This is a genomic window from Chitinophaga sp. CF118 (assembly GCF_900112615.1).
In the GTDB taxonomy this organism is placed as follows: domain Bacteria; phylum Bacteroidota; class Bacteroidia; order Chitinophagales; family Chitinophagaceae; genus Chitinophaga.
Map to the genome: position 1 here is coordinate 148,182 of NZ_FOMK01000003.1, position 27,000 is coordinate 175,181.

A 27,000-nucleotide genomic window follows, 5' to 3' on the forward strand; every position below is an offset into this window, starting at 1 on the left:
TTCTCATATTCGTTATATATCTTTTGACAACTGGCCAATAATCCGTGACAAACAGAACAATTAATGATCAGATAATGCTACCTGTACCTGTTTTCCTTTCCGTTTTGATGCCAATAATAAAATGGGCAATGCTAGCAGGAATACAAGCCCTATCAGCAAATAGGCATCATTAAAACTCATCAGACTGGATTGCCTGGTAACATTCATATCCAGCAATCGTAATGCCTTGTTATGCGCTTCAAAGGCATTTGCCCCTTTGCTGATGAACAGGTTTGTATAACCCGTCAGCCGACTGGTAGTCAGCGGGTTATTCACTGTGATATTGGATACGAGATCTGAGCGGTGAACCGCATTCCGCTGTGTGAGATAAGTATTTACAATTGCCAGTCCGAAGGAGCCTCCCAACTGCCGCATCATATTATTCAATGCAGCCCCCTGCGGAATATCCTTTGGCTCCAGCGAGGATACCGCCAGAGAGGCCAGTGGCACTGTGATCACAGCCAGACCAATAGCCCTCCAGATAAGTGAAACCGTTATATCATGAGCATTTGCATCCAGACTAAGCTGCGACATTTGCCAGCTGAACAGCATGAAAAGAAGCATTCCGGACGTGATCATCACAACAGGAGAGATGCCACGTTGCAGGAGCCTGGCAGAGATCATTAGTCCGCCGATGGCCAGCAAAGCCCCCGGTAATAATAGTAATCCTGTTTGAGTGGGCGTGAAATTAAGCAGTCGCTGTGAGAACACCGGGGTAAGGAACACAGAGCTGAATAACCCGATCCCGGATACGAAAGTGAGGATCGCGGCTACACTTAGGTTCTTGCTTTTCAGCACTCTTAAATTAACGACCGGCGTTTTTGTTGTCAGCTCCCACCAGATGAACAATAGCAATCCAAAGAAGGCCGCTACCGACAAGCATATGATATAGTTAGCTTCGAACCAGTCATCCACTTCGCCTCTTTCCAGTACTGTTTGTAAAGAGCCTACGCCGATTGCCAGTAAAAAGATTCCCAGCCAGTCTACCTTTCCGGCTTGCTGTTTAATCAGCGGTTCGTGCAGCAGGGAATAACAGATTGCCGCTGCAGTGATTCCGATAGGTATATTGATATAAAAGATCCAGGGCCATGAATAATACTCTGTGATGTAACCTCCTAAAGTAGGACCAATTGTGGGGCCAATAAATACACCAATGCCAAAGAGGGCGCTGGCCACATTTTGTTTTTCTTTCGGGAACAGTTCAAATACGATAGCCTGTGACACGGATAACAGTGCACCGCCACCTATTCCCTGTAAAAAACGGAATACGATCAGCATCCAGATATTGGATGCTTGTCCGCACATAAATGAAAAGAATGTGAATGCAATGATAGATCCGATGTAATAATTCCGTCTTCCCAGTTTGGTAGCAAGAAAGCTTGTAATGGGGATGATGATCACATTGGCAATAGCGTAAGAAGTGATTACCCAGGAAGTGTCTTCCAGGGTAGCACCCAGGTTCCCGCTCATGTGAGATAGAGCGACGTTGACAATAGAGGTATCTATGAGCTCCATTACTGCAGCTGCAATAACGGTGATCAGCAATATAGTTCTGTTCATTGGTTGGGTGCTTGAAAGGGGAGAAGGATCCTTATTATACCAATCGGTATAATAAGGATCAAATTTTTTTATTTATCAGCATTGAGCATATTCAATGCATCCTGCGGAGCAGATAAAAAGAATTTATAGAAGTCGGCCGTACCGGCTACACGAATTTCGTATTCATCCTTTTCTAAGGATGTTAAAAACTCATCTGCCACAACCTGAGGAGGAATGCCATTTGCACCACCAATTCCTGCAGAGAAATCAGTATTCACCAGTGGGGGCATTAATTCAAACACTTTAACATTTGTATCCTGCAGTGTGATACGGAGAGATTGTGTGTACGAGTGAAGTGCAGCCTTGGTTGCGCTATATCCCGGGAGGACATGATTTGCTGCATAAGCAACAATAGAAGACACGTTTACAATAGCTGCTTCATTCTGTTTATTCAACAGCGGGAGTAATTTTTCATTCAGACTGATCACAGAAAAATAGTTAGTCTGCATTTCTTCTTTTGCTTTTGCAACAGCATTCACGCCGGCTGTCAGTTTATATAAATAAGCATTGCCTGCGTTATTAATTACTACATTCAGCTTCGGAAATTGTGTGTTAAGTGTACTTACCAGTTTGTCAACGTCCTGTTCATTGGTTACATCAGAAACAATCGATGTTACATTTTGTAGTTTAGCGGCAGCCTTTTCCAGTCTGTCAGCATTTCTTCCCGTAATGATCACATGATTACCTTTTTCAGATAATGATTTGGCTAATTCAAAGCCGATACCAGCGCTACCGCCGGTAATAAGAATGGTGTTATTTGTTGTTTTCATCTTTTTATATTTATGTAATATACCAATCGGTATATTATTAGGTAAAAAAACACTTACAGATCGCGGATCATTTTTTCGACTGACTGCATCACCAGTTTGCGGTAGTTTAATTTCCCTGTTGCTTTAACGATCATGATAGCGCCTTCTATCATAGCGATCATAGTGAGTGCAAACTGTTCAGCGTTTACCGGTGCTTTGAATTCTTTATTTTCAACCCCTTGTTTGATCAGCGCAATGGTTTTATTCTTCCATCCTGTAATCGCCTCTGCTACTTTTTCTTTCAGTTGCGGATGTGTATCATCCGCTTCTGTAGCAGTGTTCAATAAAGGACATCCTCCTACAGGGAAGGGCAGTTTCAGAGAGTTTTCATATACGCTGGCATACGCGAGTAGCTTTCCTTTTATGGTAGTTTCTTTTGCCATTTCCTGCGTAATTATATTGGTCACTTTCTTAAGGTTGTGATCAAATGAAGCTAAAGCAACTTCATCCTTATTGGCAAAGTTCCCATAGATGCTCCCTTTGGTTAAGCCGGTGGCCTCCGTCATATCTGTTAAAGAAGTACCCGCATACCCTTTGGTATTAAATATAGGAGCCGTTTTCTCCACAATGAATTCCCTGGTTCTTTCTGCTTTGCTCATATCAATCACTATTAAGACGATGTAAAATTATACCAATTGGTATAATTTGCAAAATATATTTCCTCCCTTTGTTCGAATATGGACATTTATCGTATCAATCCCGGACATTATTAATTAGTATATTTGCTGATTATCAACTATTTATGAAATGGCCCTTTTTTGGCTCCCTCCCCGTAAACAATCTGTCAATGTTCCGGAATTATTTAAAAACAGCCTTTCGCAACCTGATCAGGCATAAATTATTTTCAGCATTGAATATAATAGGTTTGGCTACAGGCATGGCCTGCAGTATTCTTATTTTCCTGTGGGTACAAGACGAGCGGAGTTATGACAGGTTTAACGCAAATGCTGACCATATTTATCGCGTTACAGCGCATTTGATGGATCTTAGTGTTGCGGTAACGCCTTTGCCAATGGGAGTAACGGCAAAGAAAGAGATACCTGCAGTTAAAATGGCTACGAGTATCTCACACTTACATAGCATTATCACAATCGGCCATCAGAAGTTTGATGATAAGAATATCTATTATGCGGATTCGAATTTCCTCCGGATGTTCAGCTTTCCGGTTGCCCACGGTGATCCGGCTACCATGCTTACCCGTCCGGATGAAATAGTGATGACAGAAAGTGCAGCTAAGAAGTATTTCGGGAGCAATGAAAACGCAATGGGTAAAGTGATTCGTGTAGAGAATAATGCTGGAGGAGCACCATTGACTGTGAGTGCTATCCTCAAAGATGTGCCGCATAACTCACATCTTCAGTTCGATCTCCTGTTGCCTCAACAGCAATATGAAAAGAACAGAAACGCAAATGAAGCCTGGGGTAATTTTGATGTATATAATTATCTGTGGATAGAAGAACATGCAGATGGAAGTCCTGCTGCCATTGCATCACTGGAAAAACAGGTAACCAGTATGCATGACCGGAATGATAACTCACACACAAAAAGCACTTATCGGTTACAAGCCCTTACTGATATTCATTTACGCTCAAATTTATTTATGGATGTAGCGGGGAATGGGAACAATCAGTATGTGATCGTCTTTTCACTGGTGGCCATATTCATTCTCCTGATAGCCTGTATCAACTTTATGAATTTATCCACGGCTATTTCCGGACAACGGGCAAAGGAAGTAGGGCTGCGTAAAACAGTAGGAGCACAGCGTTTTCAGCTGGTATTTCAATTTTTAAGTGAGTCTCTGTTATTATCTTTCATTGCGTTGGTGATCAGTATTGGTCTTACCTTCTTATTATTGCCTTTGTTTAATGAGCTTGCTGCAAAAGCCATCTCCATTAACCTGCTGAATTTTAAAATTATAGGATCACTCTTAGCAACTGCAGTTGCTGTTGGCGTCATTTCCGGCAGCTACCCGGCTCTTTTCCTGTCGTCCTTCAAACCGGTAAAAGTATTGAAGGGGGTAAAGAACCTGCACGGACGAACCAACTATTTCCGCAATGGGTTGGTAATTTTACAATTCTCCATCTCTGTAATCTTAATAGTGAGTACACTGGTAGTATATAACCAGTTGCAATATATCCGTCATCGTGATATAGGTTTTGACAAGGATAACCTGTTATATACCCAGATCCCCGATGCTGGAAACTTCGGAAAGAACGCTGAAACAATAAAAACAAGCCTGAGTCAGCAGTCACAGCTTACTGAACATACATTAATCAGTCATCTGCCAACTGATCTCCCCACAGGACAGAAGTTAGACTGGCCAGGTATGGATCAGCAAATATTACTGATTGCTCCTGTGATGTGGGTGGATGAAAATTTTATCCGCGTTTTCGGAATACAATTGTTGGCCGGAAGATTCTTTTTAAAAGATGATCTGGCAGATAAGAGGAATTATGTAGTGAATGAAACGACGTTGAAAAGAATGGGTATGAGTCTTTCTACTGCGATTGGGAAAAAAATAAAAGTAAGTGACAATGAAGGAGAAATAATTGGTGTAGTGAAAGATTTTAATTTCAAACCTGTACAAAAGAATATCGAACCACTGATCCTGAAAAAATATGATGGCTATGCCAATGGGGTTACCGGCTTCGTTGTAGTGAAAACTACTGCCGCAAATACTGATCGTAACATGAAGGCTGTAAGAAAGCTTTTGCAACCTCTTTTCCCGGATTTCCCTTTCTTACAGGGGTTTATCAATGAAGATCTTGCCCGGTTGTACATCACCGAACAACGAATGGGTAAACTGTTTAACATATTTTCTGTACTGTCAGTTATTATTTCCTGTCTAGGATTGTTTGGCCTGGCCACCTTCGCTACTCAAAAGCGTATTAAGGAGATAGGTGTCCGGAAAGTACTGGGCGCCAGTGCCGCCGGCATTGTAGCTATGCTCACTAAAGACTTCATTAAATTGGTAGCCGTTGCACTCATCATTGCTTTCCCTGTTTCCTGGCTGTTGATGAACAAGTGGCTGGACAATTTTGCTTACCAGATTGATATCAGCTGGTGGATGTTTGTAGTAGCAGGGGGAATCGCTATTTTTATTGCATTCCTGACTGTAAGTTACCAGTCGGTAAAGGCGGCATTGGCAAATCCGGTAAAGAGTTTAAAAACGGAATGATATTTAATAAAATACAGGGAGAAGCAAATACTTCTTCCTTATTTTGAACTCTTTATTTTGATAAGATCCATTGCAAAATCTTCCAGTTCTAAAATGGCTTTTTCAATATTAGGGTTGGATGCATTAGTGATAAATCCTAAATAATGGGAAATGAGTTCTCCATCGGGTTGCGCAATTTTAACTTCAATGCTATGCATGTATACCTTTTCAGGTGGTAAGGCTTTATACCAATCCTCAAATAATTCATGCCTGTATGTTTGCCTTTTATCTTTGGAGTCACAATGATAGAGCAATATAGTATTAGTAGGATTTTCATTTAAGAAATCAAGACCTATTTCAAAAATGGTTGGTAGAACACGATCATCGTTTCCTTTTTTGGTCTTCTCAGAAATCTGTTCAAAATAAAAACCGAATCCGAAGCCATGACTAAGTAAAAATGGAAATTTATCAAGATAATCGGCGTATTCAGAAGGATCAAAATATACGGTGTAGAGTTTATTCAGATTTGTATAAAATAGATAAACATTTCCTTCTTCCAATTCCTCAGAAATGAAATCGTAAGGATTATTTTGAAATGCCATTCTTTTTAAACCTTTCTTTAAGATGAGCTGTTTTTTCTTCGATTTTTTTTCTTGTTGCTTCTTTCTTGCGGCTTAATTCCTCAAAGAAGGCAGCCGCTTTGGCACTATTTTCAGCATGTATAACGACCTTCTTTATCATTTCTTTTTTAATTTATATTTCCTTTTTAATTTATCACAAGCTGTTGTTGCGTATGATAATTTAACATTACAAATATACTGAAAATCTTGCTGCTTTATCACCAATGAATGAATATTGTTTAATGATAAAATTACCATAATTGTTTGTTTTTCATTATATTATGTATTTTTTAAAAACTGTGGGGAAAATTCTGAATGATTTTATTCACCCAAAGTCCCAATTAAATTGAATTATGGCTTTTTATAAGTTTGGTAACAACACGATTGAGGAATTACATTTTCTTAAATTCAGTGTAAAAAATTTAAACATTCTTATTACACTCAAAAGATACCTCATCCATACTTCAAAGATATTCCAAGCGGCTTACGAAAAGGCTCATCCTTCGTTCATCCTTCGTCTTTTAACGTAGGATGAGCCTTTTCGTAAGCTGTTTGAGTGCCGTCCGGATACCGTCTGAACAGTATCCCGGGTATTGTTCGATATATGGTTGCAATCTTTTATCCACCACAAAACTGCAGAATATTTTATCTTTGACCCGGTTTGAAAATTATCACACTCATATTATCCATTTATGTATTGCTTATGGCAGTCATTCCCTGTTGCGCTTTCGACAAGTGCACAGCGGATATGGAAATGAGCAGTGGTAAACACCAGGAACCACAGGGGGCCTGTTCGCCATTTTTCAGCTGTCACAGTTGCTCCGTTCCCGTGATACTTGAGAAACCTGTGCAGATTATGGCAGTTGTTAGTATCAATGAACCTCATTATACTGAGTTTCAACCTTCTTCTCTTCAAAACGTTAGCTTTGCCTGCTGGAACCCTCCACGGGCGTAATTCTACATTACAGTAAATAAACCCTTTATTTCTTTTAATTAAATCAGTTGCATGCTCGATAAGATCATCAGCTTTTCCATACGGAATAAGCTGGTCATAATATTGTTTACATTGGCGCTCATTATATGGGGTATTTCGAGTTTACGAGGATTGCCCATCGATGCTGTGCCCGATATTACCAATAACCAGGTACAAATCATTACCAGCGCTCCTTCACAGGCTGCACAGGATATAGAGCGACTGGTTACTTTCCCGGTGGAGCAAACCATTGCTACAATTCCGGATATTACAGAAGTACGTTCCTTTTCCCGCTTTGGACTGAGTGTGGTTACCGTAGTATTTGAAGATAAAGTGGATGTATATTGGGCAAGACAACAGGTAAGCGAACGACTGGCTACTGTCCGGGAACAGATCCCGGCAGGAGTAGGAGATCCTGAACTGGCGCCACTTACCACCGGATTGGGAGAGATTTACCAATATGTGATCCATACCAAACCTGGGTATGAGAAGAAGTATTCTGCTATGGATCTGCGCTCTATTCAGGACTGGATTGTACGGAGGCAATTACTCGGTGTTCCCGGAGTGGCAGATGTGAGCAGCCTGGGAGGCTATCTGAAGCAATATGAAATAGCGCTGGATCCCGAAAAACTGCGCAGTATGAACCTGGGCATCAGTGATGTATTCACTGCCCTGGAAAAAAACAACCAGAACACCGGCGGTGCCTATATCGATAAAAGACCTAATGCTTATTTCATCAGAAGTGAAGGGCTGATCAGTAAACTGGAGGATATCAGCAATATAGTGGTAAAGAATAATGCTAATGGTATCCCTGTACTCATCTCAAATGTAGGGAAAGTCCGTTTCGGTCATGCCATCCGTTATGGTGCTATGACACGTAATACGGAAGGGGAAAGGGTAGGCGCTATTGTGATGATGCTGAAAGGTGCCAATTCTTCGGCCGTTATTGCCGATGTGAAAAAACGGATCAGCCAGATAGAAAAAACATTGCCGGAAGGAGTATTGATAGAACCCTTCCTGGATCGTACCAAACTGGTGAATAACGCTATTGAGACGGTCACCCGCAACCTCGCTGAAGGTGCACTGATCGTTATCTTTGTACTGGTTTTATTGCTGGGTAACTTCCGCGCGGGACTAATCGTTGCATCTGTGATCCCGCTGGCCATGCTGTTTGCTGTCTGTATGATGCGCCTTTTCGGAGTGTCTGGCAACCTCATGAGTCTGGGGGCTATCGACTTCGGACTGATCGTAGACGGTGCTGTGATCATTGTGGAAGCCACCATGCACCACCTGGGATTACGTGCAAGTCGGGCAAAACTCACGCAGACAGAAATGGATGAAGAGGTATATACATCCGCCAGCCGTATCCGGACCTCCGCCGCCTTTGGTGAAATTATCATATTGATCGTTTATCTGCCCATACTTGCATTAGCGGGTATAGAAGGTAAAATGTTCCGGCCAATGGCAGAAACTGTTGCCTTTGCCATTACGGGGGCCTTTATTTTATCGCTCACGTACATTCCCATGATGAGCGCCCTGTTTCTGAACAAAACCATCTCTCATAAACGCACGTTCTCCGATAAAATAATGGATTTCTTTTACCGGCTGTACGATCCTGTTATCAGGTTTGCATTACGGTTCAAAAAGAGTATCGTGTTATCAGCTTTGCTGTTACTGGTGGCAAGTTTGCTGCTATTTAACCAGTTGGGGGCAGAATTCATTCCTTCCCTGGATGAAGGTGATTTCGCCGTAGAAATGCGGGTGCTCAAAGGCAGCAGCCTTTTTGAAACAATAAGTGCGGCAGATAAATCTGCGGGCATTATCTTAAAAGAATTTCCGGACGAAGTGAGGGAAGTGGTTGGTAAGATCGGTAGTGGTGAAATACCCACAGATCCTATGCCGGTGGAGGCCTGCGACCTGATTGTAGTGCTGAAAGACAAGTCCGGATGGACGAAAGCATCCAGCACCAATGAACTGGCAGAAAAGATGTCGGAAGCCCTGGAGGCTTTACCCGGTGTGACATATGGTTTTCAGCAACCAATTCAGATGCGCTTTAATGAGCTAATGACGGGCGCCCGTCAGGATGTAGTTGTAAAAATCTATGGGGAAGATCTGGACCTGCTGTCGGCCTATGCTAAAAAGGTGGGGGCCGTTGCCGGAAAGATTGAGGGAGCTAAAGACCTCTACATTGAAGAAGTAACAGGACTGCCACAGATAGTGGTGGACTATAAACGGGACCTGATTGCACGCTTTGGATTAAATATCGAAGCTATCAACGATGTGATCAACACAGCATTTGCAGGTAAAAGCGCAGGTATCGTATACGAAGGGGAAAAACGTTTTGATCTGGTGGTTCGCCTGGATAAAGAAAACAGGCAGTACCTGGAAGATGTGCGGGGACTTTATATCACGGCTCCCAACGGGGCACAGGTGCCTATTACCGAACTGGCAGACATATCCATGAAAGTGGGACCTAACCAGATCCAGCGTGATGATGCGAAACGCCGTATCTCCATCGGGTTCAATGTTCGCGGTCGTGATGTGGAAAGTATCGTAAAAGAACTACAGAAGAAAATAACAGCAGAAGTAAAAATGGCGCCTGGTTATTATATTACCTATGGCGGCACTTTTGAAAATCTGCAGGAAGCAAGAACACGGTTGAAAGTGGCCGTACCTGTGGCGCTCGTGCTTATCTTCGTACTGCTGTATTTTACATTCGGTTCTGTAAAACAGAGCCTGCTCATTTATACGGCTATCCCATTATCAGCTATCGGAGGCATCGTGGCTTTATGGCTGAGGGACATGCCTTTCAGTATCTCCGCAGCAGTGGGGTTCATCGCTTTATTTGGGGTGGCAGTCCTGAACGGGATAGTCCTGATCGCTGAATTCAACCGTTTAAAGAAAGATGGACTCACCAGCCTGAAAGATATCGTACTAAAGGGTACGCATACCCGTTTAAGGCCAGTGATCATGACGGCAACAGTAGCGTCTTTAGGATTCCTGCCAATGGCATTGTCTCACGGTAGTGGGGCAGAGGTACAGAAGCCGTTGGCTACAGTTGTTATTGGCGGACTGCTTACTGCTACCATCCTTACGTTACTGGTATTGCCCTGTTTGTATGTGTTATCGGAAATGATTAAATCAAGAAAAAAATGAAAATCCTCTTATATAGTTGCCTGTTTTTGATCATCGCAGGTTGTAGTAATACTCCTAAAACGGAAAGCGCTGCTCCGAATGAAGAAGGGGCTTCCACCACTGTAGAACTAACGCCTGCTCAATATAAAAACGCCGGTGTGGAAACCGGTAAAATCGCATTGAAACAGATCAGCAGTAATATCAAAGCAAACGGTAAACTGGATGTTCCTCCTCAAAGCCTGATTACTATTGCAGCTCCTTTTGGTGCCTTTATCAAAAACACTGAATTACTGCAGGGCTCACCAATCCGGAAAGGACAGGTAGTAGCCACTTTACAGCATCCGGATCTCATTCAATTACAACAGGATTATCTTGAAAATAGAAGTCAGCAGGAATACCTGCAGGCAGATTTTGAAAGAGAAGAAGAACTGGCCAAAGAAAATGTGAATGCGAAAAAAGTATACCAGCTGGCAAAGGCAGAATATTATTCTGTCAATGCAAGGGTCAACGGTCTCCGCGAAAAACTGAAACTGCTGAATATAGATATGAAAGCACTGGATGCCGGAAGGATTCAGAATACCATTTCTTTATATAGTCCCATCACCGGATACGTGACAGAAATAAATACTAATGTAGGCGCTTATGTGAATCCGAGTGATAAGTTGTTTGAGATCGTGAATACAGAACACCTGCATGCAGAACTAACCGTTTATGAAAGGGATTTGCCCAAGCTGAAAGATGGGCAGCGGGTAAGGTTTACGCTGGCGAATGAAAGCAAACAACGCACTGCGAAAGTACATCTTATTGGCCGGCAGATCAGTGACGAACGTACGGTACAGGTGCATTGCCACCTCGATAACGAAGACAAACAACTGCTTCCTGGTATGTACCTGACGGCCTGGATCGAAACAGGGAATGCTATGGTGGATGCATTGCCGGATGAAGCAGTTATCCAGTTTGATGAAAAGCCTTATATTTTTATTGTTAAGGGTAAATATAAGTATGAAATGGTGGCTATTGAAAAGGGGAGTAGCGAACTGGGATTTACAGAAATTATTTTACCACAAGGTTTTGATAAAACAAATACTGAGGTGGTGCTAAAAGGAGCTTATGCCTTATATTCGAAGATGAAGAATAGTGAGGAAGAGGAAGAATGATCATTAAATTATAACAATGGTGCAGGAACAAAAACAGGAACATTGTCATGATCACAACCATACACATGATCATGAGCATGGTGGAATATTCGGAAAGAATACAGAACTTATTTTCAGTCTTCTCTGCGGAGGATTACTGGTTATAGGTTTTGTGTTGTCATTTATCACGGGGATAACCTGGATTCCCCTGGCATTTTATATAGGGGCTTATTTTTTCGGTGGATTTTATACCGCGAAAGAAGCCATTGAAAATATCAGAACCGGTAGTTTTGATATTGATTCCCTGATGCTGGTAGCCGCTGCGGGAGCAGCTATACTGGGCGATTGGGCAGAAGGAGCCTTGTTGCTCTTCCTCTTTAGTCTGGGGCATTCGCTGGAACATTATGCCATGAATAAGGCACGTAAATCTATCAGTGCATTGGCGCAGCTGGCACCTAAAACTGCCTTGCTGAAAGATGGGAGGGAAGTCGGGATTGAAGAACTGAAACCGGGAGATATTATTGTAGTAAAGCCAAATAGTAAGATCCCTGCAGATGGGATGATTGTACAGGGAAACAGTAGCGTGAACCAGGCCCCTATTACCGGAGAGAGTATGCCTGTTGAAAAACAGGTGAACAGCAATGTATTTGCCGGTTCTATTAACGGTAACGGCTCTCTCGAAATAAAAGTAACAAAACCAGCTGCAGATTCTACCTTGTCACGGTTAATCAAATTAGTGAATGAGGCACAGAAGCAGAAATCTCCTACACAACGTTTTACGGATAAACTGCAGAAGATTTATGTACCGGCAGTGTTGATTTTCGTTATACTGCTTTGTTTTGCATTTTTGGTGAGGGACGAAACATTCAGTCAGAGTTTCTATCGTGCTATGGCGGTGCTGGTAGCTGCCAGTCCTTGTGCATTGGCAATATCCACCCCCAGCGCTGTGTTAAGCGGTGTGGCCCGTGCAGCAAGAGAGGGCGTGCTGATTAAGGGCGGTCGCCCGCTGGAAGACCTGGGCACGCTGACGGCCCTGGCTTTTGATAAAACAGGCACTCTCACTATCGGAAAGCCCCGGCTCACTAATGTAATTCCGGCAGAAGGTGTTAGTGAAGAAGCTTTGCTGGAAGCAGTGGTGGCTGTTGAAGCACTCAGTGATCATCCACTGGCTAAAGCGCTGGTAGCAGATGGTAATGAAAGGCTGAATGGTAAAATAATAGCACCCGCGCAGCAACTTGAAGCAGTACAGGGAAAGGGAATCAAAGCGGTATGGCAGAATAGTACGGTCCGCATAGGGAACCGCGCCATGTTTGATGGGGCACTCCCGCTTAACCTTGCCGATAAACTGACCCAACTGGAAAACGAAGGCAATACTTCAATGATTGTGCGCAGGGATGAAGCCTGGCTGGGTATTGTCACTATGATGGATACGCCCCGGGAAGAAGCTAAGGCCGCCTTACAGCACCTGAAAGAGAGTGGAATTAAGAAGATGATTATGCTGTCGGGGGATAATCAGCAGGTAGCAGATGCAATCGCTAAACAAATTGGGCTGACCGATGCCTGGGGAAATCTTTTACCGGAGCAGAAAGTGGAATCCATCAGAAAGCTGATTACTTCTGAAGGAAAGGTAGCAATGGTAGGAGACGGCGTAAATGATGCCCCTGCAATGGCAAACAGTACTGTAGGGATTGCAATGGGAGCAGCAGGGTCTGATGTGGCCCTGGAAACAGCAGATATCGCTCTGATGGGAGACCGGTTAGACAAGTTGCCTTTTGCAATTGCTTTAAGTCGGAAGGCCAATGGCATCATCAAACAGAACCTGGTTCTCAGCCTGGGTATGGTAGCGGTCCTCATCCCGCTGACTTTGTTGGGAATAGCGAGTATTGGCCCGGCAGTGATAGGGCATGAAGGTTCTACGGTTCTGGTGGTGTTTAATGCGTTGAGGCTGCTGGTATATAAACAAAAAGTATAACTATAAGATAGGGGGATGGTGGGCATCTTTCCAGCGCTCCGCCCCCCTTCATAACCAGGTACAGGTTAAATAGAAGATAGTACTTCCATGGTATCTTTTTCCTCTTTTGCTATGACTTTTAAAAGATCAGATGCCTTTAGAATATAACTGAAATCGCGGGTTTCTGCCACTCGTTCAAACAAGCCGGAAACAGTTGTCCAGTGAGCAGCGATTCCTTTAAATGCTTCATATCCTGTTCTCAGTTTATCTTTTTTCAGGATGCCATAGCTTTCCTGTAAAAAATCCCTGTAAAGGTTTCTGAATAGTGCACCGCCTGTACCTGCTTTTTCCATCAATATGGCGGCTGATTTAAACTCATTCTCAATATCTTTGCTCTGTTTAAACCACTTTATTATTTCTGTGCTTGTTTTTAAAATTCCTTTATAACCAATATTTGAGATTGGCGGGTTTAAATAATCCTGACAATTATTCCTGATAGCTTTAATGATGGATGTTTCCAGGTCAAATTCACTATTCCCTTTCTCCAGTGTATAATACATGTTTTTAGATGCCATTGGGCCCTTTTCTGATCTTGCTAATGCCAGGCTCTTTAATGATGTTTTTACTTCGCTTCCCTGTTGTATGGTATCTACCAGAAAAGCATTATTATTATCATATCCATATATAGCTGTATAATGTCCGGCAAAATGAATTGGGTTTGTGAAATATTCGAGGTGATAGCAGTCCAATTTTAAACCTACTATTTTCCCGTTATCTATTAATTCCTTAACATTGTCCCAGGCTTTTGCCGTTGATGAAGTTTCTTTTACGGTTAGCTGAAGATGAAGGTTCTTTGCAATATTCTCTGTTAATATATCTGGTTTTACGCGTCCGCCAATAAAAGGGAATGGCATAATTTTCATATTCCAGAAAATGAACCCAAGTCCCTCACCTATGCCAAAGAGCATTGGTTCGGACAGGTTAATGTGCAATTGTCTTAACAGGGTACCGGTAGTAGTCGTTTCGCAATGTTGTCCTTTAAATGTATTTATCACTGATTAATGTGTTGATAATTAATAAGATAAGTAATAGTTTCTTCTGTATAACACAAAGAAACAGGTAAGCGGTGACAACGGTATGTCAGCAGTACTATTGCTAATAAATACAATTTTACTATATTTGTATAGTAACTAGTGTATTATGAAAGCAAGAATCAGTAAACTAGGAGAGGCATTTCTTCGTAACAGTAAGGCTGCTAAGGCATTATCGGATGCCGTATTTAATAATCGTGAGCTTATTTCAAACGGGGAACCTGTCAAATTTCAGGCGGCCTTAGCCAGCAATAAAAAAGCAATTGAATATACTGTGCGTAAGGTAAACGTTTCTCTTCCCTGATTTGATACATGAACATAGCAATAGGCGCATTTTTGATAACCCTTCTTTTTATACCTGCCATTTCTTTCAGGTTAGCCCTTAACTATCATCGCCAGTTAAAAGAATTACTTGGGGCGCTCACTATCACAGATACCATCTTACTTTTTATATTAGTACCCATTTGTACGCATATTCTGCTACTTCCCATTATTTATCAATGTGGATTTCATGTAAAATATGATCTGATTCTGAATATCATCTATTCAAACAGGGACTTTCCAATCGTAAATAAAACGATGGGGTGGGATGTAATCAATTTCCTGCTATATGTGTTGGTGGCTTTTAGTATTGCATTTCTGGCAAGCTGGGCTGCGGTTAGTAATAACTGGATTAGTAATAAGATCATTTCCCTGCTTGGCGTAACCAATGAGTGGTACGAATTATTTGACGGGAAGTCTACAGATAAAAATTTCGATATTATACTGCTGGATGTACTTACCAGTTCAAAAGAATCTACGTTGATCTATTCGGGTTATCTGGAGAATTATTACTTCCAGACTAAGTCTACCGAACTGGGTTATATTGTACTAACCCAGGTAAAGAGAAGGGATTTACGCAGCAGGTCTGTAAGTGATCATTTCCCGCTTTCCACTCCCAATGAAAAATCCAGTTTTTATATCAATGAACCGGGAACGGCTGTGAGTTTGCCTGGTGATTTGGTAATTATACCTGCCAAAGAGATTCTCAATATCAACGTTACTTACTTACGGATGGAACGGGAGCGTACCGTTGCAGAAGAATCGGAATAAATGAAAGGGGGCACATTCATTGCACCCCCCTTATTTATTTACGCCACTTTCAATATCTGTGTCAGTGTTTCTTCCAATCCCAGCGGTTTTCTTTTTAATAAGGTTTCCAGTGAAGGATCTACTAAGTCTATTTCCCCTGCAGCAATCGTTTCTCCGATAGTTCCTATTAACTCTATTACATATTCTGGTAACCCGGCTTGTTTCATGGCTGCTGCCTGATCTGCCGTGGAGATCGCTGTATAGTTGAATTCTTTCCCTATTATTTTGCTGATGATGCTTGCTACTTCTGTCAGTGAATAAGTTTTACCGGAAGTGATTTCATACACTTTACTTGCATGAGCAGATGAGTTGACTGCAACATTAGCCAGTGCTTCAGCCATATCTGTGCGGGCAGCAAAGTTGGCTTGAGTGTTGCCACCATTAAAATACCAGTTACCACTTGTGAGAGCATCACCCATAAACATAGGAATGACTTCTGCATAAAAAGTATTGCGGAACACTGTATATGGAATTCCGGATGTTTTAAGATATACTTCTGTATGAAAATGATCAATACCCGCAGTAAACTTTGACTTTTCGGATGTCTGCAGCATACTTGTATAAATGATATGCTTTACACCATTTTCCTTAGCTGCATTAATCGCATTGATATGTTGTGCTACTCTGTTTTCCATAGAGCCGGAAGAAACCAGTACCAGAGTATCTATTCCTTTAAATGCCTGTAGAAGTGATGCATAGTCAGCATAGTCTCCTTTGCGGAGTGTTATTCCTGTTGCCTTCAGCTCTTCAGCTTTTGTTGTGTCTCTTACCAGCGCGGCAATAGTATTGGATGTTTGTTTTTTCAGCAGGAAATCGATCGTCAGTTTTCCTAAATGCCCGGAGGCTCCTGTTACAAGAATCATAATAATTAGCTATTTTATTTTTAAGAATGACCATATGTGAGTACCTTTACATACCCTGGGGTACTAAGTTACTTTTGGTAAGTCAAAGATATTAAGTTATTGAATATCAAACAATAAGGTACGTTGAGGTATGCCAATTACCTTGGAGTAAGTAATATTGAAGATCAATTAATTATTATGTTAGAAGATTATAAAAAATTTGATAAAAATATTCCCTGCCCTGTAAGAAGTGTGATGGATCGCATTGGCGACAAATGGGCGGTATTGGTTATTACTACACTGGGAGAGAAGGGAACGACTCGTTTTAACCAGCTTCACGAGATGATTGGGGACATTTCCCAGAAGATGCTGACGGTAACGCTTAAAAAGCTGGAGGAAGACGGATTGGTGTCCCGGAAGATGTACCAGGAAATACCTCCGAGGGTAGAGTATAAATTGACTGCTACCGGCGACAGTCTTTTACCTCATCTTATTGGCCTGTCGGAATGGGCGTTGGCCAATATGAGCGTAATTCAAAAGTCAAGAGAAGAATATGTTATTGCTAAATAAGCATACAAGCAATAAAACTGGGATTTACAAAAATGTATGGCGATGAGGTTGAAAAACTGATTCATCAGTACTGCATGTAATAAATATATGAGACAAATGTAAGAGGGTGCATCAAACTTTGATCCACCCTCTTTTCATTATCATTACCACGGAACTTCCTGCATATCATTGAAGAACTTGCCTGTAGGACCATTATCCGGCAATGTAACTGCCCATATGATCCCTTTTACACTTTCTTCAACAGGACGTGCTCCCATTTCACTGGTACCGGGATAAGTCGCAGTAAAACCAGGGCAAAGTGCATTCACCTGAATATGGTCATCTTTCAGCTCTTTCGCCATCTTAATCGTTAACCCATTTACAGCCAGTTTGGTCAATGAATAAGATGGTACAGGTCCTTTTGCAAAATCCAGTATACCCCATCCCTCAGCGGTAAAAGAACCCATCGTACTTGAGATGTTGATGATCTTTCCGCGTCCGCTGTTCTTAATAAGCGGGATCAGCTGCTGACAAACACGCCATACGCCAACTACATTGGTATTAAATTCGTTCGTAACGGAATTGAGATCCTTATTTGTTGTTACGGACGGATCAAAAAACATGATCGCTGCGTTGTTGATCAGCACATCTATTTTACCATAATCTGCTTTCAAAACAGTCGCCGCTGCGGATATACTTTCATCACTGGTCACATCCATTTCCAGTGGAGTAACATCTAATCCCTGCTGCTGTAATTCTTTTGCATGCTGATTTGCTTTTTCAAAATTACGCGCGGTGATTATCACATGAAAACCGCCAAGGGACAGCTGTTTCGCTGTTTCATATCCTATTCCTTCTTTTCTACCTACACCTGTAATTACTACAATTTTCTTATTTGTCATATCTTCGAATTGTTTGAGCGATAAAAGTAAAACTGTAGTTTCACAAGAAAGATTACAGTGAATATTTTCAACTACTAACAAAAAAGTTAGAAATGAGAAAACAGGGGTCTACCAATAGTATCAACGAAAAAAAGATGATTGCAAAATGTGGGATGGGTTATGGTTTGGCAGTGATCAGGGGAAGATGGAAGATGCAGATCTTCTGGCGGCTGGCGCAACGTAGAATACGTTACAGTGAATTAAAGGAATTGATGCCGGATATTTCAGAAAAGATGCTGGTAATACAATTGAAAGAACTGGAAAAAGAGGATCTGATCAAAAGGATTGTTTATCCGGAAGTACCTCCCAGGGTAGAATATGAAGTAACGGAGAATGGAAGATCGTTGGTTCCTGTTTTGCAGAGCCTTAGTGCGTGGGGTGATATACAAAAGGAAAGGATGGGAATGAATGATGGCGTTTGCGATTAAGAATAACTTACTTTCGCAATTATAAATATTACGAATGACATTACCTGCATTAAAACAAGATCTGATAGACAGATGGTTAACTGCTTACGATGAATATGCACTTAGAAAGGAGATGGAGGATGAATTCGTGAAGATGGTATATGCAGAAACACTCCGTTTTAGGTTGGATAAATATACCAGGGAGAAATTTCCCGCACAAGGCCCTCTTTCTGCGGAAGAACGTCCGGAACATAGTTATGCTTACGGACTGGATGCATCAGGTAAGCCCTGTTTTTCCATGTTTGAAGAGCAGAAAAGCTATTACACATATACAGATTCATTGATAGAATACGTGGAATACGAGCAGAACTCTCCCTTTCCATCCTGCATACAGCGCGTGAAATATGAAGGTGCCAGAAAAGTTAGTTTTCAGTCAATCATTCTGAATGATGTGAATCTGCGCCAGTTCAAGGGAATGGCGAGCACGGCCATCATAGCCAAACTGCTGAAAGATGCATCTTCCGTAATCTGTGTAATTGAATCATATGATTATAAAGAAGATCGCATCATCAATGCCGATTGCCTGCACATCATGCCAGGCATAGGCGAGTATTCCCTGCGTAAAAAGTACAACTATAATTCAACCGGCGAACTGGAAGAAATAATAAATGTATTTGGAGATAAACGTACTTCTTATGATTATGTAAAAGTACCGGAAAACGTTACACTGCAACAACTTTCAGAACAGGTATCTTCATTAATAGCCACGGATATTATTAAGACACTTGTAGATGAAGAGTTAACAGAGCCGTTAGGTATTTTAGAAATTAACTACCAGGAAATAGGTGATTATAGCCCTGTGTTAACCGTCTATTCAGAAAAGGAACAAAAGAAAATAGAAAAATCCGCTGATAGATTAGAGGAATTACTTGCAGCTGATGAAAGTAATGACTATATCGACCTTACAGCAAATACACATGAACGTTTACTGGTTGCTTTTATGCAGGAAGTAGAAGAGCTGGAAGATTTTTCACTGGCGGAATCCATGATCAAAAAAGTAGCGTATTTATTGAATGCCAATAAGCTGAATAAAGAAGTTACTACAGGTCCTAAATTCATGGCTTATTCGGTAGACTGGAGCATAGGACCAGAAGACTTTTCAGCACTTTTAGCTGAGTGCGGACTACCGGAAAACATTGTTAAGGAATGGAAAAGTTAGAATAAAGAAGAGGGTGGATCAAAGCATGATGTACCCTCTTCTTTCAATAAATTAATTACACTCTCCGTCTGGCGTGCAAACCTGGCCTTCTATAATATCAAGTGCTGCTGCGGGATTCGCCTTTCTCCACTCTCCAAAAGACTTATCTAATACCTCCAGGAAGGTTTCTGATGCCTGAGCACCGGAAACAGCATATTTGCGGTCAAATACAAAAAAGGGAACACCCCTTATGCCTAATGCCTGTGCTTCATTAATATCAGCATTTACATCTTTAGTAAAAGCTCCGCTGGCAAGCGTTTCTTTTACAGTTGTTTCATCCAGTCCTATTTCCTTGCCTAACTGCGTGAGGGTTTCATGATCTCCAAAGTCCCTGCTTTCAGTAAAATAAGACCTGAATAAGCGTTCTTCGGCTTCATCTCCTAAATTATTCTTCTTGGCAAGGTGAATTAAACGGTGCGCGTCAAAGGAATTGGCGACCACTGCGCTGGCAGGATTAAAGGTGATACCTGCATCAGCAGCCATAGAAGCTACCTGGTTATTCATCTGTACTGCCTGTTCGTAAGGAATACCTTTTCTTTCAGACAGATACTGGTAAAGATCTTTGCCATGCCCAGACTCTATGGTGGGATCCAGTTGGAAGCTCTTCCATTCAAGTTCTATACCGGCCGCATCACTGAACTTGCTCATAGCAGCTTCAAACTTGCGTTTGCCTATATAACAGAACGGACACATAACATCCGACCATATCTCTACTTTCATTTTTGCTGTTGTACTCATCATCAAACAGTTTATCTGTAATATTGCAAATTTCGGCAACTTACTTTACTTTTGGAAGTGCTTTCCAATATGAAAGTACTTTCTTCAAGGAAACCAACTGAGGTGTTATGAGTAAGAAAATTGAGGCTGCAGAAATGCCAGAGGCCTGTGTAGAACAGTTAAGAGCCATCCACGATACGCTGGATCTGTTGAGTGGTAAGTGGAAAATAGCGATTATCGGCTCGCTGAGCTTTGGCAAAAGGCGGTTTATGGAACTGCAGCGGGAAGTGGAAGGAGTGGGCTCTAAAATGCTGTCTAAAGAGCTGAGAGATCTGGAAATGAATGAACTGGTGAAAAGAACGGTGCATGACACGAAACCGGTAACAGTAGAATACGAACTCACACCTTATGGCAAAACCCTGGAAGATATTATTGGGGAAATGGCCAAATGGGGAATGAAACACCGCAAACGCATCATGCACCCGGCAAATTAGTTTGTCTTGTGAAAGCGCTCAAAGAATGCTTTTTCCAGTTGCTCCCTGTGATCGGGATGGGCAATCTCTATAAGTGCCTTACCGCGTTGTTTCAGGCTTTTGCCAAAGAGATTGGTTATACCGTATTCGGTAATCACCCAATGAACATGTCCGCGGGTAGTTACTACACCGGCTCCTTCCTTCAGGAAAGGAACGATCCTGGAAATTCCCTTATTGGTAACAGAAGGTAATGCAATGATAGGTTTACCACCTTCTGATAAAGAAGCACCACGCATAAAGTCCATCTGACCACCGATACCGGAATATTGATATGTCCCTATAGAATCTGCACATACCTGCCCCGTAAGGTCTATTTCAATCGCACTGTTGATGGCTGTCACCTTTGGATTCTGACGGATCACACTTGTATCATTTACATAACTGATATCCATGACTCTGATAGCAGGATTATCATGTACAAAGTCGTACAATTTGCGGGTACCTGCCATGAATGCGGTAGTAGAACGGCCAATATTCAGTTTCTTCAAACTGTTATTGATCACTCCACTTTCGATCAATGGAATTACTCCATCAGATAACATCTCTGTATGTAATCCAAGATTTTTATGATTGGTAAGGTTCTTTAGTACCTGGTCGGGAATACAACCAATACCCAGCTGTAAGGTGGCACCATCTTCTATGAGGGAAGCCACATTCCTGCCTATTTTTGTCATAACCTCATTGGCCTGCAAAGAATAATTCAGTTCAGGTAAAGTGGCTATCTGCCATACGGCAGCATGAAACTTAGACATATGGATGAAACCATCTCCGTGTGTTCGTGGCATCTGCGGATTCACCTGTGCAATAACATACTTCGCTACATCGACTGCCGCCCGGGCAATATCTACAGATGTTCCCAGAGAACAATAGCCGTGTTCGTCAGGAGGGGATACCTGCACCAGTGCTACATCCGGCGGCAGGATATTCGTCTTGAATAACTGCGGGATCTGGCTAAGGAAGATAGGTACATAATCTCCATCGTTGCTGTTGGCTACCGAACGGGTGGCCTCAGATACAAACAGTGAGTTTACAAAAAAGCTTTTGCGGTAAAGCGGGTTATCGAAATCAACATTGCCGAGTGTTGTAATGCTGACGAGTTCTACATCATGTAATTCTCCATGTCTGTGCTGAAGTGCCTGCAAAAGATGAAGGGGAGTGGCTGCACTACCATGAACAAATACACGGTTGCCGGATTTTACACATTTTACGGCTTCTGCTGCTGTGATATAATTTGGATTGTACATGTTGCAAAATTATTGCACCTGTTTACTCCGAATTATGATGATGGTCAGCCTCCCGTATGATCTTAGTTAAACATCGAGAGCTGTTGAGGTTTTACCCTGGCAACCGGTGGCGCTGTCATGGTATGACTGATCTGATAAACATCCGTTTCCTCATAACGGGAGGCTACGATGATCCGGGTACCATCGGCATGCTCGCTGAACATGTTAAATACCAGTTCCGGGTTGTTATTGTCTTTGGACAGATGGGATAACAACAGGTGACTCATAAAAGCGGGTTTATGCGTTTTAAAGAGCTCTAATGCCTGCTTGTTTGAAAGATGACCATGTCCGCCACTGATGCGCTTTTTCAGGTAGAAAGGATATCTGCCCTGTTCCAGCATCTCTTCATCATAGTTCGCTTCCAGGAATGCGGCATGGCATTGCTGAAAATGTTTGATGAGGTGTTCACAGGGGGCGCCTATATCGGTAAACACACCGATCTTTATGTCATTGCAGGCTACGATAAAACTGTGAGGTTCTGCGGCATCATGAAACTTAGGGAAGGCGGTTACCACAATATCTCCTATCTGAACGGGTACATATGCCTGAAAAGATAAAACCACTTGTTCGTTCAGGCTGATCCCACCATTTTGCAGCGTATCATTGGTGATATACACCGGCAGCTTGTATTTTTTGGAGATTACCTGTACGCCTTTGATGTGATCCGTATGTTCGTGAGAGATAAAGATGGCTTTCACTTTCTCCATGTGAAGACCCAGGCGGCGCATGCGCTTTTCTGTTTCCTTACAGGAAATACCGGCATCTACAAGGATAGCTTCCTTGTCATTCCCGATATAGTAGCAGTTTCCGTTGCTTCCCGAATTTAATGATGTGATGAAAAGTGACATGATAGTGCAAAGTAACCGATTTTAGGCAGAATCTGACCTGAAAAAGATGAAGTTTATCATGTTCCGATCTTCCTAAAAAATACTTTTATAAATCGCGGTCTGTAATTTATCCGGATTGCTTATCTTTTTTATCTCAAAATGGTTATCCATAACCAGACCGGCATAGTTAAAATAAGATTGATAATCTACCGCTTTCACAGTGGATACGTATTCAAATAATGCAGACAGTGAAGTACCGGCTGTTTGTTCGCATACCTGCTGAAATTCTTTTTCGGTAAATCCTCTTTGCAACTGCTTGTAATACCGTTGATAAAGTGTACGCATTACATCATCCAGGCTCTTCCTGTTACCGGTTTCATGCCTTATTTTCAGATCCAGTAGCAGTGCCAGGATTGGTCCTTTATCATAATAAGAAATAGTTTTGTTGATGGAATCTCCTGTGCGCCCGAATGGCCCGTCGGACCAGGTATCCAGGCTTGCCTGTGTTAATGACTGATAAAGACGGCCGGGTTTTGTTTCATACGCCAGCAGATTAGATCTTAATTGTTGTAAACATTCTTCTCCGGTAGTAAGTCCGGCACGACGTAATATCAGGTACTCATAATAAACGGTAAAGCCTTCCGAGATCCAGAGTTGTGCGGTACGACTGCCATTCTCATAGTCGAATGGTCCCAGTTCTACCGGCCGGATGCGTTTTACGTTGTAATGATGGAAATATTCATGTGCCAGAAAACTGTAAGTCCGTATCCTGTTTTCCTGGTTATCAAGTCCTTCACCGGTGAATGAAACTGCCGTCGTATTTAAATGTTCTATACCCCCTCTGCCAGGACCAATACCCATGAATGTATAATGTTTGTATGGGATCTCTCCAATTATATCGACAGCACTCTCTACTATCTTCTTAAGATCATGCATAAAATGTACATGATCAAAATCTACCATCTTATACCCCGTAAAATAATGGGGAATTCCTTTCACTTTAAAAGAAGGTAATGTATCCAGGTTACCTGTCAGAATTGGACTATCATATAGTACGTCAAAGTCAGGTGCAAAATAGGTATAGGAACTATCACTATCCATGCCCGTCGCTACCTGTTTCCAGTTATCGTAAGGATGGATACTTATACTTACTGGTTGCTGGATTTTTGTATGCATAAAAATACCGGCAGGAGAAAGAAAGGCATGCAAACTATCCAGGTAATTACCAGCCACAAAATCCCTGTTTGCCTTTACATCATAATCCATTATGACTAAGGGAATACCGGTTGTTTGTACACACCAGGAGTTCGGAGTTGTTTGTTTCCAGGCAAGACTTTTCCCCTGCTGATCACTAGCTTTGAACTGTGTTACATTGTTTGCATAGTTCATAAACTGGTAATACCCTGGTGTCCAAACCGGCATTTTCAACGGCAGGGAATCTGCCGTATTACCACTTACCTGTAAGTGAACATGCACTGTTTGTGTTGCCGGGGTAAACGACAAATCAAAATGCCATTGTTGAGCGTACACCTGTTGTGCAAAGAAGCATAGCCCGCATAAAAGAAACTTCCTCATTTTACAATCCATTCATGAATTCCAGATGCATTTTCTTCTGGAAGTTGTATTTCCAGTTTTAATGCTGTAGTATTTACCGGCTCAAATTGCACGCTATTGTATTTATCCTTCGCTATTTCATAAGGAGTTGTGTTTTTTACCGGCACCCATTCGTTATCTTTTTTGTACAGGATCCTCCATGATAATGGAATTCTGCAGCCCCCAAACGGACCATCATCATACCAATACACCTGCGAAGAAGATACGGTATATGCCTGATCAAAATCGTACTGTACCCATTCCAGCGTATTTTTTTTAGGCCACCAATGCATATAAAGGGCACTGTTATCTTTAGAATCCTGTGGTTCATATTGATCGTTCAGCGCCATATACATCCGTTTGTTTGGCACAGAAGCACTAATAGTACTTTTAGATGCAATGGAGGGTGCTGGTTTTGGTCTTGCCGCTGATGATTCATAGGGAATCCATACCGTCATCTCACTGGGGCCACGGTTGGCCCATGTATAATATGGGATAGCGGTCACTGTTTGTTCTGAATTGATCAATGCATCACTATTTAATTGTCTGCTGGCAGAAGTACCTGGCATTTGCAGGATAGTTACACCATTCAGCATATCCTGTTTGTATACAGCGTTGATCACCGCATTTTTATCCACTACAATATTCTGTACCGTTGCATCTTTATTATCCGGGCCTTCCAGGCAATACATGATGGGCCCACGTTCCAGGGCGAAGCGGTTTTTGTCGTCCTTCACGTTACTGTTGGCCAGTACCTTTTGTACTTCCATCGGGAAGTTGATGCTGATTTTGTCACCCGCTTTCCAGGCTCTTTCTAATACGGCATATCCTTTTACAAGAGTATATTTTACTGGTTTCCCATTGAGAGTAATTGTAACAGGAGTTTTGCTGCTATCTTTATCATAATACAGATTACCGGGTAATGGTTGTCCTTTGGCCCATTCAGGAATGCGGATGTGTACAGCAAAGGCAGCCGCTTTGGCCGGTGTAACGGTCATGTCTACTTTTCCGCCCCAGGGATAATTTGTTTTTTGTGTCAGCGTAACTTTGGTAGCCGGTAGTTTGATGTCGGCTGTGCTGCCTACGAATAAGTTTACATACAGGTTATTTTTATCCTGTGCATAAACGTATCCCGGCATAGATGGCAGGAAGCGGGTCATATTGGAAATACAACAGGCACAGCCAAACCATGCGCTACGCTGGTGCTGCCCCATAGAGGCCAGAGGGTTAGGGTAGAAGAAGCGATCGCCGCTGAGAGAAACACCAGACAGTAATCCGTTATACAGTGTTCGTTCCAGGATATCAATGTATTTGGAGTCGCCATGCAGTAAAAACATCCGGCTGTTCCAGTACACGTTTGCAATTGCCGCACAGGTTTCTGCATAGGCCGACATATTGGGCAATTCGTAATTCTGCCCAAATGCTTCCCCGTTACCGGTAGCACCTATTCCCCCGGTGATGTATAATTTCTTTTCCACCACATTATCCCATATATCATCGATGGCATGCAGATATTGCTGATCGCCGGTGAGGGCTGCCACATCTGCCATTCCAGTATACATGTATGTTGCTCTTACAGCGTGGCCTACAGCTTCATGCTGATCAGTAACTTTTTTGTATGATTGATTATACTCTCCACTATTAGGTTTGCCAGGGCCTCTTACATCCAGGAAGAATTTAGCCAGATCCAGGTATTCCTTTTTGCCGGTTACCCGGTACATTTTAGTCAGGCCGGTTTCAACGATCTGGTGACCGGGAAACTTTTCTTCCTTACCGAATCCGAATGTTTTCACCAGCAGATCTGCATTTTTAATAGCGATATCCAGAAGGGTCCGTTTGCCGGTAGCCTGATAATGTGCTACAGCTGCTTCGAAGAGGTGCCCTGAATTATAGAGTTCATGGCTCAGGTCTTCTTCCATTTCCCAGCGTTTGGTACCCATCCACGGATGAGGTGTGGAAGAATTAACCGTACGGAAAGTATACAGGTATCCGTCTTTTTCCTGTGCTGCACCAATGATCGCGATAAGGGTATCCAGGTAGTGTTCCAGTTCCGGATTCTTTTTCACCTGCAATCCATAGGAAGCCCCTTCTATCACTTTATAGAGATCTGTATCATCAAAAGTATATTCCGTCATTTTATCGCCGGGAATGGTATGTGCCGCTCGTTTGAAATTGTCTATACGCCCGGTCTTCCTGCACTGTTCCAATGTATAGGGGATAGTCACATCTGCATTCACCCTTATTTTAGGTGCCCAGAAACTGTCAGATACATGCACCTGTGTGAATGCTACCGGCTGAATGGGATAATCTTTTTTAAGCTGTGCTGCGGCACTACTCCCGGCCAGTAAAAAAGGGAGCAGTAATTTTATATTGAACTGTTTCATGGAGAACGATGTTAAAAGCTAAAAT

Annotated in this window: 24 protein-coding genes; 11 read left to right on the forward strand and 13 right to left on the reverse strand. The window is 42.2% G+C overall.

Annotation, left to right across the window (positions count from 1 at the left end; genetic code table 11):
* Window positions 1-60: 60 nt before the first annotated feature.
* The 3 genes from BM176_RS13000 to BM176_RS13010 all read right to left on the reverse strand — a co-directional run bounded on the left by BM176_RS13000 (window position 61) and on the right by BM176_RS13010 (window position 3,046).
* Window positions 61-1,599 carry a DHA2 family efflux MFS transporter permease subunit gene (locus tag BM176_RS13000; RefSeq protein ID WP_090103634.1) on the reverse strand — a complete coding sequence of 513 codons (1,539 nt, stop codon included), beginning with the start codon at window positions 1,597-1,599 and terminating at the stop codon, window positions 61-63.
* Window positions 1,600-1,667: 68 nt separating this feature from the next.
* Window positions 1,668-2,408, reverse strand: coding sequence for an SDR family oxidoreductase (locus BM176_RS13005; RefSeq protein WP_090103636.1), 741 nt, complete (start codon window positions 2,406-2,408; stop codon window positions 1,668-1,670).
* Window positions 2,409-2,461: 53 nt separating this feature from the next.
* Window positions 2,462-3,046 carry a TetR/AcrR family transcriptional regulator gene (locus BM176_RS13010; protein ID WP_090103638.1) on the reverse strand — a complete coding sequence of 195 codons (585 nt, stop codon included), beginning with the start codon at window positions 3,044-3,046 and terminating at the stop codon, window positions 2,462-2,464.
* 143 nt (window positions 3,047-3,189) lie between these two features.
* Between BM176_RS13010 and BM176_RS13015 the strand changes: the two genes are divergently transcribed.
* Window positions 3,190-5,625 carry an ABC transporter permease gene (locus BM176_RS13015; RefSeq protein WP_090103639.1) on the forward strand — a complete coding sequence of 812 codons (2,436 nt, stop codon included), beginning with the start codon at window positions 3,190-3,192 and terminating at the stop codon, window positions 5,623-5,625.
* Between the two features lie 38 nt (window positions 5,626-5,663).
* Here BM176_RS13015 and BM176_RS13020 read toward each other — a convergent pair whose 3' ends face one another.
* Together BM176_RS13020 and BM176_RS32455 are read right to left on the reverse strand one after the other, a co-directional pair.
* A complete protein-coding gene (locus BM176_RS13020; protein WP_090103640.1) occupies window positions 5,664-6,206 on the reverse strand; it encodes a DUF6169 family protein in 543 nt (180 codons plus the stop codon).
* Entirely contained in the window at window positions 6,190-6,345 is a 156-nt protein-coding gene (locus BM176_RS32455) for a hypothetical protein (protein ID WP_177230390.1), read from the reverse strand. Before BM176_RS32455 ends, BM176_RS13020 begins: the two co-directional genes overlap by 17 nt.
* Window positions 6,346-6,885: 540 nt before the next feature.
* Here BM176_RS32455 and BM176_RS32165 point away from each other — a divergent pair.
* The 4 genes from BM176_RS32165 to BM176_RS13035 are packed head-to-tail and all read left to right on the forward strand — an operon-like array spanning window position 6,886 to window position 13,440.
* Window positions 6,886-7,179 (forward strand): DUF6660 family protein, encoded by a 294-nt coding sequence (locus BM176_RS32165; protein ID WP_369823741.1) that lies wholly within the window; start codon window positions 6,886-6,888, stop codon window positions 7,177-7,179.
* A gap of 51 nt (window positions 7,180-7,230) precedes the next feature.
* On the forward strand, window positions 7,231-10,353 hold the full coding sequence (locus BM176_RS13025; RefSeq protein ID WP_090103642.1) for an efflux RND transporter permease subunit: 3,123 nt from the start codon (window positions 7,231-7,233) through the stop codon (window positions 10,351-10,353).
* Window positions 10,350-11,489, forward strand: a complete 1,140-nt coding sequence (locus BM176_RS13030) for an efflux RND transporter periplasmic adaptor subunit (protein ID WP_090103644.1) — start codon at window positions 10,350-10,352, stop codon at window positions 11,487-11,489. Before BM176_RS13025 ends, BM176_RS13030 begins: the two co-directional genes overlap by 4 nt.
* A 16-nt stretch (window positions 11,490-11,505) precedes the next feature.
* Window positions 11,506-13,440, forward strand: coding sequence for a heavy metal translocating P-type ATPase (locus BM176_RS13035; protein ID WP_090103646.1), 1,935 nt, complete (start codon window positions 11,506-11,508; stop codon window positions 13,438-13,440).
* 65 nt (window positions 13,441-13,505) lie between these two features.
* Here BM176_RS13035 and BM176_RS13040 read toward each other — a convergent pair whose 3' ends face one another.
* The gene (locus tag BM176_RS13040) at window positions 13,506-14,474 is read right to left on the reverse strand and encodes a BtrH N-terminal domain-containing protein (RefSeq protein ID WP_218162200.1); all 969 of its coding nucleotides are present in this window, start codon (window positions 14,472-14,474) and stop codon (window positions 13,506-13,508) included.
* A gap of 145 nt (window positions 14,475-14,619) precedes the next feature.
* On the opposite strand from BM176_RS13040, the gene BM176_RS13045 reads away from it, so the two are divergent.
* Both BM176_RS13045 and BM176_RS13050 read left to right on the forward strand, forming a co-directional pair.
* A complete protein-coding gene (locus BM176_RS13045; RefSeq protein WP_090103648.1) occupies window positions 14,620-14,814 on the forward strand; it encodes a hypothetical protein in 195 nt (64 codons plus the stop codon).
* A gap of 8 nt (window positions 14,815-14,822) precedes the next feature.
* On the forward strand, window positions 14,823-15,602 hold the full coding sequence (locus BM176_RS13050) for a hypothetical protein (protein ID WP_090103649.1): 780 nt from the start codon (window positions 14,823-14,825) through the stop codon (window positions 15,600-15,602).
* Window positions 15,603-15,640: 38 nt separating this feature from the next.
* Here the strand turns inward: BM176_RS13050 and BM176_RS13055 are convergent, their stop codons facing one another.
* Entirely contained in the window at window positions 15,641-16,504 is an 864-nt protein-coding gene (locus BM176_RS13055) for an SDR family oxidoreductase (protein WP_090103651.1), read from the reverse strand.
* Between the two features lie 177 nt (window positions 16,505-16,681).
* Here BM176_RS13055 and BM176_RS13060 point away from each other — a divergent pair, with 177 nt between their 5' ends.
* The gene (locus BM176_RS13060) at window positions 16,682-17,053 is read left to right on the forward strand and encodes a winged helix-turn-helix transcriptional regulator (protein WP_090103653.1); all 372 of its coding nucleotides are present in this window, start codon (window positions 16,682-16,684) and stop codon (window positions 17,051-17,053) included.
* Between the two features lie 143 nt (window positions 17,054-17,196).
* Here the strand turns inward: BM176_RS13060 and BM176_RS13065 are convergent, their stop codons facing one another.
* Window positions 17,197-17,934: an SDR family NAD(P)-dependent oxidoreductase gene (locus tag BM176_RS13065; RefSeq protein ID WP_090103655.1), complete on the reverse strand. Its 738-nt coding sequence runs from the start codon at window positions 17,932-17,934 to the stop codon at window positions 17,197-17,199.
* 92 nt (window positions 17,935-18,026) lie between these two features.
* On the opposite strand from BM176_RS13065, the gene BM176_RS13070 reads away from it, so the two are divergent.
* The gene (locus BM176_RS13070; protein WP_090103657.1) at window positions 18,027-18,401 is read left to right on the forward strand and encodes a winged helix-turn-helix transcriptional regulator; all 375 of its coding nucleotides are present in this window, start codon (window positions 18,027-18,029) and stop codon (window positions 18,399-18,401) included.
* 34 nt (window positions 18,402-18,435) lie between these two features.
* Window positions 18,436-19,599, forward strand: coding sequence for a hypothetical protein (locus BM176_RS13075; protein ID WP_090103659.1), 1,164 nt, complete (start codon window positions 18,436-18,438; stop codon window positions 19,597-19,599).
* Window positions 19,600-19,650: 51 nt separating this feature from the next.
* Here the strand turns inward: BM176_RS13075 and BM176_RS13080 are convergent, their stop codons facing one another.
* Window positions 19,651-20,358, reverse strand: coding sequence for a DsbA family oxidoreductase (locus BM176_RS13080; protein ID WP_090104882.1), 708 nt, complete (start codon window positions 20,356-20,358; stop codon window positions 19,651-19,653).
* A 125-nt stretch (window positions 20,359-20,483) separates the two neighbouring features.
* Here BM176_RS13080 and BM176_RS13085 point away from each other — a divergent pair, with 125 nt between their 5' ends.
* Window positions 20,484-20,849, forward strand: a complete 366-nt coding sequence (locus BM176_RS13085) for a winged helix-turn-helix transcriptional regulator (RefSeq protein ID WP_090103661.1) — start codon at window positions 20,484-20,486, stop codon at window positions 20,847-20,849.
* Here the strand turns inward: BM176_RS13085 and BM176_RS13090 are convergent.
* The 4 genes from BM176_RS13090 to BM176_RS13105 all read right to left on the reverse strand — a co-directional run bounded on the left by BM176_RS13090 (window position 20,846) and on the right by BM176_RS13105 (window position 26,975).
* Window positions 20,846-22,132, reverse strand: a complete 1,287-nt coding sequence (locus tag BM176_RS13090) for an acetyl-CoA hydrolase/transferase family protein (RefSeq protein ID WP_090103663.1) — start codon at window positions 22,130-22,132, stop codon at window positions 20,846-20,848. The two genes, BM176_RS13085 and BM176_RS13090, sit on opposite strands and share 4 nt — an antisense overlap.
* Before the next feature lie 62 nt (window positions 22,133-22,194).
* Entirely contained in the window at window positions 22,195-23,019 is an 825-nt protein-coding gene (locus BM176_RS13095; RefSeq protein WP_090103665.1) for an MBL fold metallo-hydrolase, read from the reverse strand.
* 72 nt (window positions 23,020-23,091) lie between these two features.
* Window positions 23,092-24,573, reverse strand: a complete 1,482-nt coding sequence (locus BM176_RS13100; protein WP_177230391.1) for a M61 family metallopeptidase — start codon at window positions 24,571-24,573, stop codon at window positions 23,092-23,094.
* Window positions 24,570-26,975: a glycoside hydrolase family 127 protein gene (locus BM176_RS13105; protein ID WP_090103669.1), complete on the reverse strand. Its 2,406-nt coding sequence runs from the start codon at window positions 26,973-26,975 to the stop codon at window positions 24,570-24,572. Before BM176_RS13105 ends, BM176_RS13100 begins: the two co-directional genes overlap by 4 nt.
* Between the last annotated feature and the right edge of the window lie 25 nt (window positions 26,976-27,000).